This is a genomic window from Streptomyces sp. NPDC002499, assembly GCF_053595415.1.
Map to the genome: position 1 here is coordinate 409,537 of NZ_JBSFXO010000003.1, position 18,044 is coordinate 427,580.

Here is an 18,044-nt window from a genome sequence, read left to right on the forward strand (position 1 = left end):
GAGTACGCGAAAGCGGTGCTCCGTCTCGCTAGGGAGTAGGCGCGGGTAGAGGAGGCTCATGTCGTGGCCTCTCGCGGAAATCTGACGCCAGCGTGGACGTCGGCTCTGAACCGGGACGGGTCCCTGCGGCGTTCGTCGCGGAGACGCTTGATCGCCTGCTCGGCAGACTCACCCGGACGCGCTAGGTACGTGCGCACGAGCGCACGCACCAGACCCGCCATAGTCAAGTCGCCGTCCGGGTCGTCTGACGGGGTTTCATCGACGAACGCATCATCGTCCAAGGCCCGTCCCACGAGGTCGGTGATGATATCGACCTCGAGCACACTCCACACCATTCCGGAGAGCTCGCGCTGCGCGGTCTCCAACGCCTGCTTGACCGCGGGATTGTCCTCGTTCAAGAGCACGAGCAGACTGCCCATCGCGGCTTGCTGCCAATCCCCACCGTCCATGCTTACGTACCAGGCGGAACCCGCCGGTAGACCGGCCTCCCTGAAGGACACTGGAGCGACGGGCAACAGACCTGCCCCGCCCTCGAGATGGATGCGTTTCTGATCGCTCCAAAGGATCGACCCGGCCCGGGTGGCGACGAAGGGCTCGGCGGCAGGCAGGTCGGCGGCCAGTTCTATGAGTGTCTCGACGGTCAGGAAACCGCCGAGCTGAGCGCTGTCGGCTGAGATCTGCACCTCGCACGAGGTTCGGTCTGAGTGCGCAGGGAGCACTTCCACAAAGGCGGACTTGCGAAGGAGCGACGTCGAAGGCCAGTAGCGTACGCACAGGCGCAGCGGCGCATCGGCTGGCAGCCCGCAGTCCTTGCGGAGCTCGGCGAGGTCGATCTCGATTACCCGTCCCAGCGTGATGTCGGTGGTGTAGTCCCAGGCCGTGAGCGCGTCGGGTGCGGGCTCGCCGGTTGCGCCACCCGATCTCCACCGCTCGGCGTGGACTCGCTCGACGGGCTTTCGGTAGGGCCACACGCGAACGCTCATGAGCGCCCCGCCACGTTGACGTCGATGAGCACGTCGGCAACAGCGCTGATGAGCAGATCGAAATCGGTGGCATCGCCGGAGTGATAAAGGACTTCTCCGACCACGACGCGGCCGTCTGCCGGCACGCGCCAGCCGTATACCACGGGCTGTATCGCACCCGTGGGCGACTGGCTCTCCGTTCCCCCGTCGCCGGTGACGACTCGCACGGAACCTTCCACCCGATCAGGCCCGTAGACCCGAACGGGTTGCACCACAACCGGCATCCCATTGATCACTTCGAAGTGAGGCTCGGCCGTCAGGGTCGGCCTGGGCACGCTGCGCCTTCGTCCGCCGCCTTGTTCCCAGCGGCCGTCACGCGACCCGCCCTCACCCTGCAGCGACAGCCCCGAGGGCACCGGCGGGGCCTGCGTTCGCGATGCGTCATCGGGGACGGGCGCCACGACGGGCCGAGAAGTCCCGGGAAGCGGGCTGGAGGGCAGTACAGCGGCTCCCGTTCCGCCGGGGCCCGCCAGCAGATGACCCAGCCGTTGTGCCACCGAGCCCATGGCGTAGGCGCCGACTTTGACGGCCCTTCGTGCCTGGGCTCCGCTCAACCTGTCGCACTCGTCCTTCAGACGCCGCCCGGTGGTGCGTACGAAGGTCGCCTCGCGCCCCTGCAATTGCTGATGCTCCCACGCGTCGTGAGTCGGTGGCTCCGCTCGTGCGAACGTCTGATCCAGTTCGTCGGTCACCTTGAAGACGGCGGCATAGCCGGCGTCCGGGTTCGACCTCTCCGGGCCGGAGTGATACCGGACCACGAGCTCGGGGCCGCGGAGAAGACAGACATGGTGCGGAGCTCCCTCGATGCCGAGTTCACGGGCTGCCAGGGAGGTCACGGAAGCGCCGTAGGTGTACTGATGGGCGAAGTGCCCCAGGTCCTTGCGCGGCCTGCCACAGGCCAGTGGCTGCGCAGAACCTTCGGCGACCTTGTGATAGGCGGACGCGAAGTCGGCGAGCGTCGCATCTGTCTCGGCGTTCGGAACGGTGATGTCCGCGCCGTTCGCGGTGACCGCGACATCCATGCGTACAGCTCGATCGACGAGCGTGATCGGCCACAGGTTCCAGGCTGCCGCGTCGGCGAGGTAAGCGCCTGTCTCGGGCACGGACAGTTCCGGGGTCGTGTCCGAGTCAGGCAGGCTGGGGTCTGTCAGATCGGGATCGACCACGACGAGTGTCGTTCCCGTTTCCCCCGTGTTGAAGACCGGAATGCCCAACTCGCGAGCAACCGTGTCGGCTTGAGCATCCCGCAGCGGCTCACAGTGTTCCTGCTCCGGTAGACCCCACCAGTGTCGTCCCGTGTACCGAGAATCTCCCTCCCAGAAGGATTGGCGAATGGCGACGCCGATAAATCGTGTGCACAAGCGTCCGTCATCGCCCTCGAAGCGGGTATAGACGAGGACGCAGCCGGCTTTCGACAGTTGGAACAGAGCGCTCTTGCCGTACCCATACGTACCCCCGCTCGACGTGTTCGCTGCTCCGTCACGGTCGCCGCTGTTGAGCACGAACCGCGCCCATTCTCTTCGCGTGGTTCGTCCGGCGTCGGAACGGGTGGGGCCGGCGAGGCCGGTGGTGCCGCGATCGGAGACTGCGAGATATCGGATGGCCGTCGCTTGAGTGAGAGAACGGAACATGCCGTTCTCGCGGCCGATGTTCGAGGAGCCCTCCGAGAACATGCGGCGCCAGGCGGCCGCGTGACCGGCGCCGACGGTGCTCAGGTCGAGTCGAAAGCGGACGACAGATTGCTCCGGCAGGCGCGCATCCCATGAGTTCTGGGCCGCTTCGCGCACGAGCAGCGTCAGCTGCGACAGACTGGGGCGGCCGAGTTGGCTCAGCAGACCGTTCGCGGTAATTCCACCATCGGCTCGAAAAGGCTGTGCGTACCAGCCGGGTTCGCTCACAGATCGGCCCCCACACGCTCGAGTACAGGCTGCCTTTCGGTGATGTACGGGACTGCGTCGAGGTCTATCTGATATTCCAGATCCTGGACCCCGACAGGGACGGCTGCGCCGACGAAGTTCTGGGGGATGACCCGAGGGAAATCCTCGGAAACCTCGTACCAGCGTTGCTCCGTAGCGAGAAAACGGGTTCGGCCTATCGGTCCCTCGCCGTCCTGCGGGAGACCGAGGGCCGTCAGCCGGGTCTCCAAGGCGCCGAGATCGTCGGCCATTCTGCGACACTCGTCGAGCATCTCGAGAATGGAACGGGCGCCGGGGGCCGTCGACTCTGTGACTCGCAACCAGGCGAGGGTGAGCGTGCCCTGCTCGGGCGCCTCCAGCTGATCCACACCGTGGATGTGGACGACGCGGCCTTCGGCGGACGCGGTGCCTTTGACCTCGATGGCGTGGTGGGAGCCGCGGAAATCCTGTGGACACCCCAGGGGGCCCAGCCAAGCACGAACGGCTCGCGGATCCACACCCAACAGCTCCTCTAGCACGACGAGTTCGGCGAACAAGCCCGTCAAACGCGGGACGGTCCATCGACTGGATCCTCCTCCGAGCAGGAGCCTCCAGGTGTGCAACGTACGGACGATGAGCGAAGGCGCCCGATCGGGCTCCATCGCGATCAACCCGGCCAGATCCGCGACCAGTCCTGTGAATGTTCCGGCGAGATCGCGTCGCCGACATGCGATGTCGGCGTAGCGGACGGGCAATGCGTCGTCGCGGGACAACGTCCGAGTGGTGAGATGGACGCCGGCGCTGCGGAGGTCGTCATCGATTCTGTCGCTGGGGCCGATGGGCACGAGCAGGTGACGCAGCCCCTCGGAATCACGACCCAGCCGAAGCGCACCGTGTGTGGTGCCGACCTCCAGCCCTGCCGTGATCATCGCGTTGTCGATCGTTGTGGCGGCCTGCTGGTCGAGCAGATCCCAGAGCCCCTCGAGTAGGTCCCGCAGGCGGAGAGAGGCAACTGACCAGCGGTGCTCGGTCATGCAGCGGCCTCGTTGCCGGCATCGAGATCCTGGTAGAGCACGGAGAGGTCTTCGTCCTCGTCCTCGCCTGCGGAAGGGAAGACGCGCGAGAGATCGGCTTGGAGGTAGTCGTACTCGACGCCCAGGTCAGGCCCGCTGGTCGGTTCGGGGAAGACGAGGGCGACGCCCCAGACGATCTCCCCCGGTGCGTCCAGCGGGGCCCGACCCGTCACCGGCTGCTCCTCGCCGTTCTTGGAGCGGATGGGCACGGGCGCCTTCGAATCGATCGGATAGAGGAGAACCAAGCCCCTCTCAGGTTGCTGCGAGACCCTCAGGCGCTTGAGCAGCGTTCGGTTGACCGGCCCGTCGCCCTTCGAGAGGTCGAGGTCGAGCGCTTCGTCGCGAGACCCTGTGAGCGTCTTGATGTCGGCGACGGCCTCGTCGACCGACGAGGCCAGACGGGTACGGACCACGGGATCTACTGAAGCATCATGAGGCAGTTCGACCCGGCCGCTCTCGGAGGCCGGCTTCTTCCCAATAACTCCGACGTTCCAGTGGCTCAAGCCACCGGAGTTCTTACTCCTGTTGACGATGTAGTCCTGCAGCAGTTTGCGAGCCGCATCGAGACCCTTGGGGTCGAATTGGTACTCGTCGATAAAATTGAGGACGTGGTCCACGGGAATACCACGCCACAAGGCGCGACCGTCGGCAACATCGTCGTCGACTACCCCATCGCGATCCGCAGCGGTCAACAACTTCCACACGGCAAGAGCGTTCTTAGCATGCCATTGCTCGTCTTCGTCGTTATTCCTGCATGGGAAGTAACGAGTTTCGACGAGCTGCCCTCCGTAAGAGGCTGCGGCACGGACTGCGTTCTTGGATTTGGAGGGAGTGGTCACCTTCATCTTCGGGTGAGAGCGGATCCGCACGCCCATATCGAGTGGGGTGAGGTGTTCGGTAAGGTATCGGTCGATCTCGATACGCATTTCCTCTTCGACCGTCGCCAGGTGGGCGAACCACCCCCGAGTCTCGTCAGGCATGAAGATGCGAGGAAGGTCCTCATAGCCTGGGCGGTACCCAAACCAACGACCCATCTGAAGCAGTGTGTCGTAGACATTGGACGAGCGAACGAAGAAGCTGACTACGAGGCCCTCCAGAGTGAGCCCCCGTGAGAGTGTGTTGCCCCCCACGGCGATGACGTTGACCGGCCCCGAGGCGTAGTCGAGACGATCCGTGCTGCGGTAGTGGTCCATAACGATCCTGGTCGTGGAGACGACCGCCTCCAGAGCAGGGAACACGGTCTCGAAGTCGAACTGTCGATTCCCATCCGCAGGTTTGACGCGGTGGGACTCTTCGTTCCACAGGTTCCGTAGTTCCTCGACAACACCGTTATTCGCTTGAATTCCGCGGAGGACCTCGCTGCGGAGTTTTTGGAGTACGGGGTGATAGGAGTCATGGACGCGCGTGTCAGTGTGAGCATGGATAAGCATTGAGGAATGCTGGTCGCTCTGCCCTCTCGCATGCCGTGCAGCGGTGGCCAGCCAGAACCAGAAGACGGCACGGCGAAGGGAAGGAGCAGCTGCGGGGTTGAAGTCCGGGATTTCGGCCTTTTTCGCTGGCCGTAGGGCGCTCAGCTCCGCTGCGGGAATGCTCCGAATCATGTCGAGTCCGCCGGGAACTTCGGACGGGTCTTCGTGATCGAGGGGGTACCGACCGAACAGCGTCTCCGGCCCCTGGTACCGCTCCCCACGAGGAAGGCTGAGGATGAAATCTCGAGGGTAGAAGTCCTCGTGGTCCACCGGGTCGACTAGAAGGTTGGCGAACGGTGTCGCCGTGTATCCCACGTAACAGACCTTGGGAATTCGGCCGATCACATCTCGGATGAGCGGATTGATCCGGCGAGTGGCGAGGGTTGCTTGATCGGCCTCGTCATCGATGATCAGCGTGGGGCAATTGCCGAGCTGCTCGCGCGCTTCCTCAAGCCAGTCTCGCAACTTTTTGAGCACGGGAGCATTCTTCTTGACCACCAGAAGGAGGTATTGGTCCTTGGAGGCCACCAACGACTGAGCGTTCGCCGGCGGTTGGAAGTCGTGCTCCGGCTTGGTGATCTGATGCCACAACGCTGGATTGAGGTCCACTAGGTCGCGGATGAGACGGGTTTGGGTCTGCTGACGCAGTGAGTTGTGGATGCCGGACAGCACGATGAACATGCGGTAGCCGCGATCTGCGGCCTTGCTCACGACGGCCGTGAAATTACTCGTCTTGCCGGACTGCACGTGCCCGATGACCAGGCCGCGGGAGCGGAAGTTCGGGGTGGCCGGATGGTCGAGCATCGCGACGACGCGATCGGATGCATCGTCGATCTTCCTGACTTCGTCCGAGTCCAGCTGGCGACGCAGACGTTTCTCGAATGCCGGCCAGTTCTTGTCTCCTGCACGCGGTCCTGCATACCAGGGAGGAGCGTTCTCGCGACCGACTGCAAGCGGCTCACGAAGGCTGACGATCTCTGTCGTGGCGGCCTCATGACGCCGCAGCAACTCTTCGACCACCTCTTCAGGGACGAAGAGGTCGCGGAGCTGCTGTGTGGCCTCGTGCGGGAGCATCCCGTCGAGCATGCTCCGAAAGCGTTCCCAGGCCGCGTCCATACGCGGGTTGCCCACCATGCCTCACAAGTGATCACAGTCGGCCAGCATCCCCTGCCTGGCCGATACGACGTCCTTCCACAGACTTACGCTACCGATCGGAGCTGACAACGGCGCTGGCTCTCCCCGAATCGACTCGCGTTCCGGAACCACCTGATCGTTGCTCAAGCCGCCGTTCAGGCACTCCCGCTGCCTTGTGGGACGTCTCCGCCATTGTCATTTGGAAGGCCGGGGCGGTTCTTCCCCGGCTGACACGGGTGGACGCAACGCTGGCCGCACACGGTCCGATCGGTACGGCGAAGCGCACCGGCGCATTGCAATCGGGGCCCTTCCACGCCAATCAGAGGCATCTCGGCTAGTGTGTCAGCCCACCCGAGATCGGGGGCGAGAGCCGCGGCCGAAGCCGGATGCCTGTTTCCCGGCCGGGGCGGGACGACGCGGCGACGAGGTGCCACCCGCATTGGCTAGTACTGTGACCGCGAAGGTTTACCGGGTTGGGTCGTATCGATGGCTTCCTGCACCAGCACAGTCGGCGCACTGAAGGAACAGAGGAGCCCCGGTGCGCAAGAGAGACAGCAACGCTGATGGTCACGGCCAGCGGGCCGTGACCATCAGGTGGATACAGGTCGTGCTGTTCGCAGTCGTTGTCCTGCTGGTTGGTTTCCGTATCGGGGAGCGCCATAACGGCGGTAGTTCGAGCCCGATCGTGTTCGGGCTGATGGCCGCATCAGCACTGTCCATCGGCGTGCTGGAACGCTATCGGGCAACCGTCGCCAAACGATCTCGGTGACTCACCTTCCCGCCGGCTCAGGCCGCCGCTGACAGGGGCCGACCGCCCCAGCGGATACCTTTCTCGCTGCGGATGCGGATGCGGGCGCGTTCACGTCGTTCGGCGGCCAAGACGTCGCGGTGTCGGGCGTTGGCGTTGCGCCAGCGCAGGTACGCGTGCAGGGCCCGCGTCTGCACGGTGTGTTGGGTGGTGGGAGTTGGCGATGGTGAACTGCCGCAGCGGTCCGAAGTGGGCCTCGATCGGGTTCGCCCACGAGGCGTAGGTCGGGGTGAAGCACAACTCGACCTTGTTCTTCTTCGCCCAGCGGCGGATGTCGGCGCCTTTGTGGGCGGACAGGTTGTCCAGGATCACGTAGATCGGGGCGCCGTCCGGGCGGGCAGCACGGATGGACTTCAGCGCGGTGAGCGTGTTGGCCGCATCCTCCCTGCGGCAGTTGACGCCCCATAGAGCGTCCTCGCCGACCGAGTAGCAGCCATGGAAGTAGCGCACTCCACGGGTGCGGTGGTAGGTGGCGGGCAGCCGGTCGGGACGCCCTTGTTCAGCCCAGCCCGAGCCCGAGGTGGGACGGATGCCGAGCGGGCCGAACTCGTCGAAGGCGAAGACCCGGTCCGGGAAGCGGTCCAAGACCTCCTCGATCCGGTCCAGTCTGGCGTCACGCTCGGGTCCGGGGATTCCTTCCACGTCTTGGTGCGCTGGAAGGTGATGCCCTGGCGGGCGAGCAGGCAGCGTAACGCTTCGCGGCCGATGTGGATGACCCGACCGTGGACTTTGCGCAGGTAGGCGACCAGCTTGCGCAGTGACCAGCGGGTGAAGGGCTGGCCGAGCTTGGCCGGTCGGGTGGTGGCCGTCGCCACGACGAACTCCTCGTCGTCAGGCTTGAGCAGGCAGGGACGGCCTCCCGCCCACTTAGGGTCCAGGCAGGTCAAGCCGACCTCGTTGAACAGGTGGATGACGTCCCGGACGGTGTCCTCGTCGGCCTGCACCAACTGGGCAATCACCGGCACCCGGTTCCCGCAGGCCGAAGCCAGCAGCATCATCGCGCGCCGATAGCGCACGGAACTGGTGCTGCCCCGGCGCACGATCTGCTGCAGCTTCTGCCCCTCCTGGTCGGTCAGTCTGCGCACACGGACAGGCTCAGCCACCGCGCCTCCACCGGTCGGATCGGACGTCACCGCACATCCAACCGCCACGACCATCAAACCGGCGAACCTACGCGGTCACAGCACTAGGTGCCGAACAGGCGCCGACGCAGCAGGCTCAGGCCCGTCGCGAGACGCGTACCGGCTGGTCGACGGGCGACGCTGCCTGCAAGGGAAACGTTCCCTGGACCTGCAGACCTGTGCTCCTGATCCCAGCCGGCAAGGGCGCTGATTCCGGCGCCGCCGCACGGCAGGCGATCGCCTCCTTCACAGCGGCGTCGCGAGCCTCGTTCCCCAGATACAAGGCAGCGGCGAGGACGTGGACGGCTAGCACCGGAGGGACGGCGTTGCCGATCTGCTGGGAGGGGTCGCTGCCCTGCCATGGGAAGTGCTCGGGAAAACTCTGCAACTGCCCGGCCTCGGCGTGGGTGAAACGATCCTCGGGGGCAGGATCGCCGGGGAGCCCCACCTTGTTCCTGCGGATCTTGCCCGTGACGGTGAATGCTGGCTCGTCGTGTCGTCGTCTGCCGCGTTTGCCGGGGTCACCGCCGGTTCCGTAGTTGGACTTGACTTCGAACGGTGCCGGACGACGGAGCACATCCCCCATCGTCACGCAGGGTTGCTTGGCGTCGTCTTCCGGGGAGTCCTTCTTACGGAACGCGCGATGCGTCTTCTCCGGCAGCATCGCCGGTCCGGTGCCGGAGAGGCGAGCGATCAAGACGGCGCGTTTGCGCGTTTGAGGCACCCCGTACTCCTCGGCCCGCAGTACATCGGTGACCGCTGTGTAGCCATTGCGTTTGAGGATGCTGGCGAAAGCGTCCCATACCGGCAATACGGTCGGGACCTGCTCCAGCACGATCGCCTGGTAGGGCTGCCCGTCATCCAGCGCTTTCAGAGCCCACCGCAACGGTTCGAGGACCAAACCCGAGCGGCCCTCATCGCCTGGGGCGGCAGCGAGTTTGGCGAGCTTGGCTTCGACGTTCTTGCGCCTGGCGATGAGGTCGGCCAGCTTCAAGACTTGGTCGAGTGCCCGACGCCCGGCACCTCCAGAACGTCCACCCGCGACCGTGTACGTCTGGCAGGGTGGTCCGCCGGCCAGGACCCTTGCTTCCGGGAAGTCGGCCGGGCTGAAGTTCTTCACGTCGCCCTGTTTGGTGATCAATCCCGCAGCGTCGCGCGTTGCGCAGGCGAGGGTGTCCAGTTCGACGCCTGTGACAGGGATACCCAGCCATCCTGCGGCCACATCCAGCCCACCGGGACCGGCGAAAAGATCCACAATCTGGTGGTCGGGCACGTAGTCTCCAGGTGGTAAGCGGTTCATGGAGGCGCTCACGAGGATGTCGCGAACGTAGCCGCCTCGATCTCCCCCCAAAGGTCGCCATCATCGATCCGACAGAATAACCCCTGTTCAAGGTGGCTGGCCACCGTGGCACGCTATTGCCATGCCGAGTCAACACAGATACCCGGCGGTCGTCTTCCGACCGCCCCCCGAGATCCATGAACGCGCGAAGCGAGCGGTCGCCGAGGTAGGCTCGGACATGAACGCGCACATGATCGAGTTCCTGCGCTGGCTCGTCGGTGACACGGACGACCTCCCCGCACGGCCGTCGCCGTCGGACGGCCCGGAGTAGTGGCGATCACAGATCGAAGGAGCGCAACCAGTGTGGTCCTACGGCCGACGCTCGGCGGTCTTGGCGTATTGCCATGCGATCACGCCAATGTCCCTTTTTCGATCAGATCGCGCATGGAGTCCTCGGCACGTCGCAGTACGATGCGGCCGTCGCCCTGACTGAAAGCCACCACAGAGCTCTCAGGAGAGAGCCCGGCCTCGGCGAGGAGTCCAAGGGGAAGCTCGACACGGCCGTGCTCGTCCATCTTGATTTCCGCCGGTTCGCGAATCATGCGCTCCAGTCTGACAGCCTCGGGTTTCGAGCGAGTCTGAACCATCAGGCACGGCGCGTGTGCGACCCATGGCGAGCACTCTTGCGCTCGGCTTGAGCCTTCGCGAGCTCTTGGTCCAGCAGGTCGTAAACTTCGCGTACTCGTCGGGCGGCGATCATTGGATCTTCGTGCTCCCACACGCGGAGCACCTCCCACCCCGCCTCGCGCAGCCACTGGACCGTCTGACGATCGCGCCGCCGATTCGTCTCGACTTTGTCCGCCCAGTAGGTTCTGTTGGTCGTCGCCACGGTGTGGTGCTTCGGACAACCGTGCCAGTAACAGCCGTCCATGAAGACAGCCAGTCGAACACGGGTGAAGACCAAGTCTGCCGTGCGCCTGACCTTCGGCAGTGGCCGTTCCGACACCCTGTATCGAAGGCCCGAGGCGTGGACGGCACTTCGGAGGGCCTTCTCGGGCTTCGTGTCCCTAGGCCTGTTCGACTGCATACTCGCCCGTGTGGCGGGCGAGGACGCCCACGAAGGCTTGCCCGACGTGGGCATGCTGCGGTCCGAGCCGGCCGTGTTCGGTCCGGTGGCCTCCGATCCCACCGTCTCCCGCCTCATCGCTGCCCATCCTCGTCGGCCGCGGCATCCCCGTCGCCAAGGTCGCCCCCGCGGCGCTCGCCTCCACCTTCGCCACCTCCGTCGTCGGAGCCTCCATCTACGCGCTCCTGTCCCTGGCACAATCAGGCAACATCGCCCCTGACTGGTTCCTCGGTCTGGCCTGCGGATTCGGCGGCCTCGTTGGTGGCCACCTCGGTGCCCGTCTCCAACCCCGCCTGCCCGAGACGCTCCTTCGTCTCCTGTTGGGCACCCTCGCGGCCGCGCTTGGGATCCTCTACGCCATCGACGCGCTCAGCTGATCTGGGCGCCAAGCAAGGCCCCGTTGAACGGACGCTGTCCGCCTGTGTCGGTTCTCACCAGCATCGGGAACCTGATGCCAGAGCGAAGACGCCCGCCAGAAGCGACACCTCGGCAAGAACCAGAAAGAGGTGCGAATGGCCACCCAACGCGGAGGCGAGAGCGGCTCCGACGAGAGGCGTTGTGGCGCTTGCGATGGTGACCGGCGCCGCGAGCATGCCCGAGAGGCGGCCGTAGTGGGTGGTTCCTCAGCGGTCGGAAGGCGATGGCCTGGAGGAGGGTGAGGTTGCCGCGCACCATGCCCGCCGCGATCGCCAGGGCGATGAGGAGGGGATCGGGCCGTCTACGAGCGCAAGGGCCGCTGTCGTCGTGCCGCCCGCCCCGATCAGAACGACGGTGCGGGCGGTCGGAGTTGAGCGGCGCGAGCCTCGCATACAGCGTGCGGCCCAGGGTCTGGCCAGCGCCTCCCAGGCCGAGCGCCCACGCTGCAACCGTTGGCCCGGCGCCGCGTTCCGTCATGAGGGGGACCAGACCGAAGACGACTGCGTACGTGGCGAAGTCGCTGAGGGTGAAGGCCGCGGCGAGAAGGAGGAAGAGGCGGCTTCGCGCGACCGATCCGGTGTCGTTGGCCTGGATGATGGTTGGCGGCGGTACCGGTGGCCGAGCTTCTTCGATGCGCGCAACTCCGATGCGGTGGAACTTGTGTCCGACCATTCACACGGGATGGTGCGGACCGAAGTGCGGTGTGCGCGGTGCGGATCGCACCTCGGGCATGTGTTTGAGGGCGGAGGATATCCGACGCCGACCGATCAGCGGTACTTCATCAACTCGATCTCGCTGCGGCTGGTGCCGGACGAGGGTTGACCACGAACGTCTCACCTACAAGCGGCTCACCCACAAGCGGATACTGCCCGCATAAGGAGTTTTGTGTGGGCAGTACGTGGATGGCTGTGGCGTGCGTCAGCGGTTCTGGATGTATGGCGACAGCGTTGCAGCCGCCGCGGCAGAGCGCAGGTACGGGGCTGCGCGGTGGAAGTCGAACGGGGCGATGCTCTCGGTGAGATCGAGATCCACCGTGGGGAAGCGGCGCGTGAGAGGGCGTGGAACGGCGACGATGTCCCCGTGATCGCACAGGTTGACCCAGCGGCGTACGCCTGCCGGACGTTCGCCGATGCCGGCGACAGGAGCCGGTGACAGGCGGTCGAAGACCCCGTGCCGGAGCGCGAGCGGGGAGCCGAGCGTCAGGAACAGATCGACTTCGAGTTCCGGATGGGCGTGGAGTGCCTCGTAAGCCACGACGCTGCCGAGGGAGTGGGCGATTATCACTCGGGCGCCCGTGGAGGCGATGGTGCCTGCGACTTCTTCGCGGGCCGCAGTGCGGGCGGAGTTGTCCTCCCCGCCCAGGTAGCGAACGACGTCCCTGAAGAAGGCGGCGATGAACGCGTGAGTCAGGCGTCCGTCGAGACTCAGGCGCTCGGAGATCGCGGCGACGAGGTGCCGGAGCGGCACGGCCAGGCGACCCTGGGCCGTCGCGGGCGGCCGCAGCTTCAAGGCCAGGGCATGGTCCAGAGATTCGGCCCAGTAGGAGATGTCTTCGGCGAGGCGCGGATGCTCGCGCATGAGCAGGTCGAGGTCGTCGGTCCCCTGTGCGACGGGCCTGCCCCGGTGGAGATGGTGGGCGTAGTAGGCGTAGGTGACGGAGAGGTTTTCGGCGGCTGTGTCGAGACCGGCTGCGAGGTCCCTGGCCCAGACCGCCGAGCGCGCGGTGACGATCTCTTCCGGCGGGACGGCGGAGAGGAAGTGGCCTACACCATGCACGGCCACCATGGCAGTCATCGGATGCTTGTCCTTTGGGCAGAGGTTGGATCCGGGTACGGGAGGCGTCGGCCGTCCGGTGCAAGGTGGATGATGTCGGGTCCGACTCCGATGTACAGCGCCCCGTCGGGAGCGACGGCGATGGCGAACACGGTGTCGGGGAACCAGAAGATGTCGACCTGGCTGCCGCTTCTCAGGTCCCACAGCCGTAGAGAGCGGTCGAGCCCGCCGGTGAAGAGGTGTGGGCAACCGTCGAGGAGAACCGGTGTCGAGGTGAAGACCGCCCGGGTGTGCCCGTTTAGCCTGAACGTCCGCGCGGCGTCGAGGGCGGTTACGCGCACCTCACCGTGGTCGTCACCGCTGACGGCGTAGGGCAGCCCATCGATGTCCACGGCGGTGACGGTGCGGACGGGGGCGGGGTGCCGGGTGAGGAGCTGCGGGCGGGGGGCACCCAGGAGGAAGGCGGACCGGACGTCGCCGGAACCATGTCCTGCGAGAACGTGGGTGGAGGTGGCTGCCAGACACAGGCACTGCGCAGCCTGGGACGAGGCGTCTAGGATGCGCTCCACCTCTCGCGGCCATGACGGGTCCACGAAGTCGCCTTCCGGCAGCACTGGTTCGGGAAAGGGCGGCAGCAGCGTTCGTTCGGCGCCTTCTGCCCACGCAGGGTCACCGAAGTCGTCATCCGGCGACCGGGCCGTACGGTCCACACAGTCGGCCTTCGATGCCATGACCTCACCACGGCCGGTTGTGTGGACGACGTACGTGGTGCCACGTACTTCGGTGGTCGTGATTGCGGACGCGCTCCCAATGCCGAGGACGCGTTCCTCAAGGGACTCATCCGTTGTGTTCGTGTCCCACAGGGCGACCTCGCCGTAGGCGCACGAGGCGAGCACGCGTGGGTGCTCGCCTGTCTCCATGAGCGCGATGTCGGTGGCCACGTCCGGCATCGGGTAGTCCGCCTGATGCCAGAGGGTGACCTGCCGTTCGATACCAGCGTCCACCGACCACAAGGCCATCCTTCCGTCCTCGCTGCACGAGACCAGACGGCCGTCGGGAAGGAGGGCCAGTGCGTTGATGGCGTGGGTGTGTCCGGGATGGCGTTGAGGGACCTCCCGCCTCGAGGCGTCCGTGATGCGGACAGTCCCACCATTGCCCGCGGTGAGGATGCGAGTTCGGTCGGGCCCGGTCACCACCCCGATCCGGGTGATCGCCGTCGTGTGGCTGGCGACCTGCCGTCGGCGGCCGTTACCGGAAACCGGGTTCAGCCGGGCGACGCCATCTGCACTCGCGCTGAGGATGTACCTGGCGCCGTCCAGTGCCACGGCAGTGAGGTCGGTGACGGCGTCGGCATGAGGGTGGTCCTCGTTGAGGAGTTCAAGGTATTCGTCGGTGCCAACCCAGATGATTCCGTCTCGATCGCCTGCCACCGGTTCGGGGCCGTCTCCCAGGTCGAGATAGCGATAGCAGGACAGCCGCTCATGGTTGGTGTGCGGCAGCTCAACCTCTTCACCGTGGACGGTCAGGACCTTGACCCAGTCGTCGTAGCAGGCAACGACACAATCGCCGATTCCGTCGACGAATACGCAGGACAATTGCCACACATGGCCGTTGATGGCCGTCAACTCGGTGGTGGCCAGCGGTTCCCCGGTAGCGAGGTCCCAGTAGCGGATCGTCCGATCCCTTCCCGCGCTGGCCACCGCAGGTGTGCCCTCGTACCGCAGGCCCACCATGGACCAGATCGGGCCCTGATGTGCTTGGGCCGTCCAGAGGGCCCGGCCCGTGGCCAGGTCCCATCCCCGCAGTTCGCCGCTGTCGCAGCCGGTCACGGCGAGAAACCGACCGTCGTCGACTTCCCCGGCGACCGCACCGCCCACCGGAGAGCGACGATGGTCCAGTTCAAGCGTCAGCGCCACCGAGTCGAGGTCCCACAGCCGAGCGGTTCCGTCCTGGCCGGCAGTCAGGGCGTGGGGCCGCCCGTGCATCTCGAGGGTCGTCAGATCCCAGATCTTGCCGCGGTGACCGGTCAGGGTCGCCAGCAGGCCGGAGTGAAGCGACCGGCCGGCGGTCCAGAGGATGCGGCGGTCCGGGTCCCGCGTGAGGTTGGCGGCCAGCCGCCACTGTTGGTGCCGGGCCGCGTCGACGGCCAAGATGTCGCGACGCTGATCGGGAGTACCGTCGTGGTGGGCGCCGTACGAGGTCAGATAGACCGCGCCATGCGGACCACGTTCGCCGTGGTACAACTCCTCGGCCAGCGGGGCGGGGTCCGCGTGGACCAGGAACTCCCCGTCCCCGAGCAGTTCGCCGAGCTTGTCGGCCAGGGCGCTGTGGCGTGCGGCATGGCGCAGCAGGTACGGCTCTGCGGTCGCCCACCGTCGACGGCCGGAGCGGCATGTGGGCACCGAGGCGAGCAGTCGCTCCCAGACGGTGGCCGCGTCCAGGACCGGATGCTCGCGGAGGCGGTCGGCCAAGCCTTGGTGGAAGAGCCGGTACTGGGGCGTGCCTTCCCGGTCGACGTTGCGGCGTATGTAGAAGCGCGCGGCTTGCAGCAGGTCAGCGGTGGTTTCCTGTTCCCCGCTGGACGCGATCGGGGCGGAACCTGCGACGTGTTCGAGGAGGTTCTCGGGCATCCCCGCCCCCTCGGCCCAAGCCAGCGCGGCCAGCAGCTCGTGCAGACCGGGGCGCGGGTCGAGGCGGAGGCGGAGGTCGAGGACCGCGTCGAGCGTACGGGGTACGCCACCGCCCAGCAGCATGGCCTGCTCGACCGTCTCCGGCGGTGTCTGCCGCTCCTGGAGGAGCCGCAGGTACAGTCCGGCGACGAGGAATTCGCCCCACTCACGTTCCCCGCGCAACAGTGTGTCGGCCAGCGCACCGCCCAGGCTCTCGGCCGCTGCGAGTGAGCACCATCGGCCTACGCCGGGAGCCAGGGGCCGAAGCACGCGACGTACGAATTCGACCAAGTCCTTACGGAGCCGCGGGGCCGGCACGCTGTCCAGATCGATCAGTCCGCCGTTCGCGCAAGCCGCCTCGATGAGCGGTCCCGGCGCCGGCTCGGGGCGTGTGGCGACGAGCATTCTGCACAGCGGTTTCCCGTCCGATCGCCGTCTGGACGACAGCGGCAACAGCACGGCGCTGACAAGGTCGGCGGGATACTCGGCCTCGTCCACGGCATCGATGACGAGGGAGGGCGGTACGGGCTTGGCGTGCAGCGCCGTGATCACCTGGTCCGTCGTCCACGGCATCGCACGGTCGGTGGGGTCGAGCTCCCACTGCGCTGCGAGGGAATCGAGGATCTCCGGAACGCCGCGTCGCCGCGCGTGCACGATCGCAAGGCCGTCAGTGGCTACCGGGATGTCGCCGCCCGACGGCCGCCACAGCTGCTCGGTGGCCTCGTGCAGCGCCGGATGAGCGGCGCATGTGAAGGCGCCGATCAGGGCTGACTTGCCGACTCCGGGTACGCCGGTGACGACGCGCAACGCGGGGCCGCGCCCCTCAAGCCAACCTGCCAGTTCCCTGAGTTCGTCGCTCCGACCGGCGAAGGACGGGGCGCCGAGGTCACCGAAGGCACTGTCGGCGCCGTGGGCCCGGATCACGAAATGGCGGGCGTCAGCCACTTCGTCGAGGAGCCTGAACACAGCGGGGTCCACGTCGGCGATCCTGCTCGCGTCGGTCGGCGCGTATCCAGGGTTCCGGAAGAACCTCAGGTGGGAGTGGTCCGCATCCATGGCAGCCAGTGGCTGCTGTACGGATTGCGGGTCCAGAGCCGTGCTCTGCCTCTCCACGCGGCGGGTCACTTCACGGCAGAACCGCTCGATGGGGATGTACTCCATCGAAGCGTCGAGCTTCAGGTCCCCCGAGGCGAATCCGCGGAGTACTTCGTCGACGGCGGTGCTCAGGCGACCGTCGTAGGCGCTTTCGTCCGACTGGCATGCGGCGAGGATCCAGACACGGCGTCGTTCCAGCCGGACCAAAGACCGCAGGTGCTCGGTCACCACTGCCCCGGAGTGGCACAGATCGAGGATCAGCAGGATGGCTGGATCGCCGCTGACGTCCGGTGCTCGGTTCTCGGCCAGATCGACCCAACGGGACAGGGTCTCGGTGAGGCGGCCGTCCCCGCCCACGGCTTGGATGCCATGGCCGTTGTATGTCGGTTCACCGTGTGCGAGGAGATGGATGACGGTGAAGTCGGCTTTGGTCTTGACGGCCTGCGTTAGGGCGTCCTCCAACGCGGCGGCGGTAGCCGCGGGATCGTGGCCGGATTCCAGGGCCACGTAGTTGTACTGCTCTTCCAGCGTCTCGCGTACCTGCTGAGCTAGCGGCGCCGCGAAGTCGAGCCGCTGCGGCTGCGGAAACGAATCGTCGGCTGGGTCTACGGCCGGTCCGGCGACCCCGACCACCAACGCATGACGCTGCATTGAGCATCCCCGTCCCCGTCAACTCCCTTGTGTTCGAGGCATTGTGCCAGGTGGCGTCAGGGTGGCCGGTGCTCTTTCGGCGCTGACCGAGATGTGCGGTGCGAGACGACGTAGGTGCCGCAAGCGCCTGCGTGCTGCGTGTCATGCGCTGGGTGCATGCCGCGACGCAGCCGATGGCGGAGATCACGAAGCCGGAGCGTTGGGAGGTTGAGGAGGCGCGCGGTCTCGTTCTCGGTGCCGAGCGGCAGTGGAGTGGTCGAGGCGGGCCGAGTGAGAGTGCGCGTTCCGGTCTACGACACCGGAATACTTATCGCGATTGCCGACTGCAAGGCCAAGGCGGTGTCCCTGCACGAGGGGCTCCGAGCGACAGCGATCCGCACGACATCCGCGCGTAACTCACGCTGCTGAATCCGCCGGACGTCAATGTTGTGGCGGTATGAGGCGAGGCGACCCATCGGGCTGAGATTTGGAGGAGCGGTGGGCGGGTGTGACCTGTGGGGTGCATGGGGCAC

The 18,044-nt window shown here is 66.3% G+C and carries 11 protein-coding genes and 4 pseudogenes; 4 read left to right on the forward strand and 11 right to left on the reverse strand.

The features are described from left to right. Positions 1-56: 56 nt before the first annotated feature. From ACWD5F_RS09845 to ACWD5F_RS09860, 4 genes are read right to left on the reverse strand one after another with little or no spacing between them, the layout of a single operon-like run. Complete coding sequence (locus ACWD5F_RS09845; protein ID WP_451252805.1) at positions 57-983, reverse strand: hypothetical protein; 927 nt, start codon at positions 981-983, stop codon at positions 57-59. Beyond that, a complete protein-coding gene (locus ACWD5F_RS09850; RefSeq protein WP_451252807.1) occupies positions 980-2,920 on the reverse strand; it encodes a hypothetical protein in 1,941 nt (646 codons plus the stop codon). The genes ACWD5F_RS09845 and ACWD5F_RS09850 overlap by 4 nt, the downstream gene beginning before the upstream one ends. Further along, entirely contained in the window at positions 2,917-3,951 is a 1,035-nt protein-coding gene (locus tag ACWD5F_RS09855; RefSeq protein ID WP_451252809.1) for a PD-(D/E)XK motif protein, read from the reverse strand. Before ACWD5F_RS09855 ends, ACWD5F_RS09850 begins: the two co-directional genes overlap by 4 nt. Continuing rightward, complete coding sequence (locus tag ACWD5F_RS09860; protein WP_451252811.1) at positions 3,948-6,545, reverse strand: Z1 domain-containing protein; 2,598 nt, start codon at positions 6,543-6,545, stop codon at positions 3,948-3,950. The genes ACWD5F_RS09855 and ACWD5F_RS09860 overlap by 4 nt, the downstream gene beginning before the upstream one ends. A 586-nt stretch (positions 6,546-7,131) precedes the next feature. Between ACWD5F_RS09860 and ACWD5F_RS09865 the strand changes: the two genes are divergently transcribed. Next, entirely contained in the window at positions 7,132-7,362 is a 231-nt protein-coding gene (locus ACWD5F_RS09865; RefSeq protein ID WP_451252813.1) for a hypothetical protein, read from the forward strand. Positions 7,363-7,379: 17 nt separating this feature from the next. On the opposite strand, the pseudogene ACWD5F_RS09870 reads toward ACWD5F_RS09865, so the two are convergent. Beyond that, a pseudogene (locus tag ACWD5F_RS09870) lies at positions 7,380-8,504 on the reverse strand (IS630 family transposase). Positions 8,505-8,619: 115 nt separating this feature from the next. Beyond that, on the reverse strand, positions 8,620-9,795 hold the full coding sequence (locus tag ACWD5F_RS09875) for a DNA cytosine methyltransferase (protein ID WP_451252815.1): 1,176 nt from the start codon (positions 9,793-9,795) through the stop codon (positions 8,620-8,622). Between the two features lie 148 nt (positions 9,796-9,943). Between ACWD5F_RS09875 and ACWD5F_RS09880 the strand changes: the two genes are divergently transcribed. Further along, positions 9,944-10,132, forward strand: a complete 189-nt coding sequence (locus ACWD5F_RS09880) for a hypothetical protein (protein ID WP_451252817.1) — start codon at positions 9,944-9,946, stop codon at positions 10,130-10,132. 79 nt (positions 10,133-10,211) lie between these two features. On the opposite strand, the gene ACWD5F_RS09885 is transcribed toward ACWD5F_RS09880, so the two are convergent. Both ACWD5F_RS09885 and ACWD5F_RS09890 read right to left on the reverse strand, forming a co-directional pair. Continuing rightward, positions 10,212-10,403, reverse strand: coding sequence for a hypothetical protein (locus tag ACWD5F_RS09885; protein WP_451252819.1), 192 nt, complete (start codon positions 10,401-10,403; stop codon positions 10,212-10,214). Between the two features lie 44 nt (positions 10,404-10,447). Beyond that, positions 10,448-10,942, reverse strand: coding sequence for a very short patch repair endonuclease (locus ACWD5F_RS09890; RefSeq protein ID WP_451252821.1), 495 nt, complete (start codon positions 10,940-10,942; stop codon positions 10,448-10,450). A 68-nt stretch (positions 10,943-11,010) separates the two neighbouring features. Between ACWD5F_RS09890 and ACWD5F_RS09895 the strand changes: the two are divergent. Beyond that, a pseudogene (locus ACWD5F_RS09895) lies at positions 11,011-11,304 on the forward strand (TSUP family transporter); the annotation flags it as partial. 54 nt (positions 11,305-11,358) lie between these two features. Here ACWD5F_RS09895 and ACWD5F_RS09900 read toward each other — a convergent pair. Then, a pseudogene (locus ACWD5F_RS09900) lies at positions 11,359-11,962 on the reverse strand (MFS transporter); the annotation flags it as partial. Here ACWD5F_RS09900 and ACWD5F_RS09905 point away from each other — a divergent pair. Further along, positions 11,960-12,166 (forward strand): annotated as a pseudogene (locus tag ACWD5F_RS09905) (peptide-methionine (R)-S-oxide reductase); the annotation flags it as partial. The pseudogenes ACWD5F_RS09900 and ACWD5F_RS09905 sit on opposite strands and share 3 nt — an antisense overlap. Positions 12,167-12,262: 96 nt before the next feature. Here ACWD5F_RS09905 and ACWD5F_RS09910 read toward each other — a convergent pair. Together ACWD5F_RS09910 and ACWD5F_RS09915 are read right to left on the reverse strand one after the other, a co-directional pair. Further along, complete coding sequence (locus tag ACWD5F_RS09910) at positions 12,263-13,138, reverse strand: hypothetical protein (RefSeq protein ID WP_451252823.1); 876 nt, start codon at positions 13,136-13,138, stop codon at positions 12,263-12,265. Continuing rightward, positions 13,135-17,532 carry a hypothetical protein gene (locus ACWD5F_RS09915; protein WP_451252825.1) on the reverse strand — a complete coding sequence of 1,466 codons (4,398 nt, stop codon included), beginning with the start codon at positions 17,530-17,532 and terminating at the stop codon, positions 13,135-13,137. The genes ACWD5F_RS09910 and ACWD5F_RS09915 overlap by 4 nt, the downstream gene beginning before the upstream one ends. Positions 17,533-18,044: the final 512 nt, after the last annotated feature.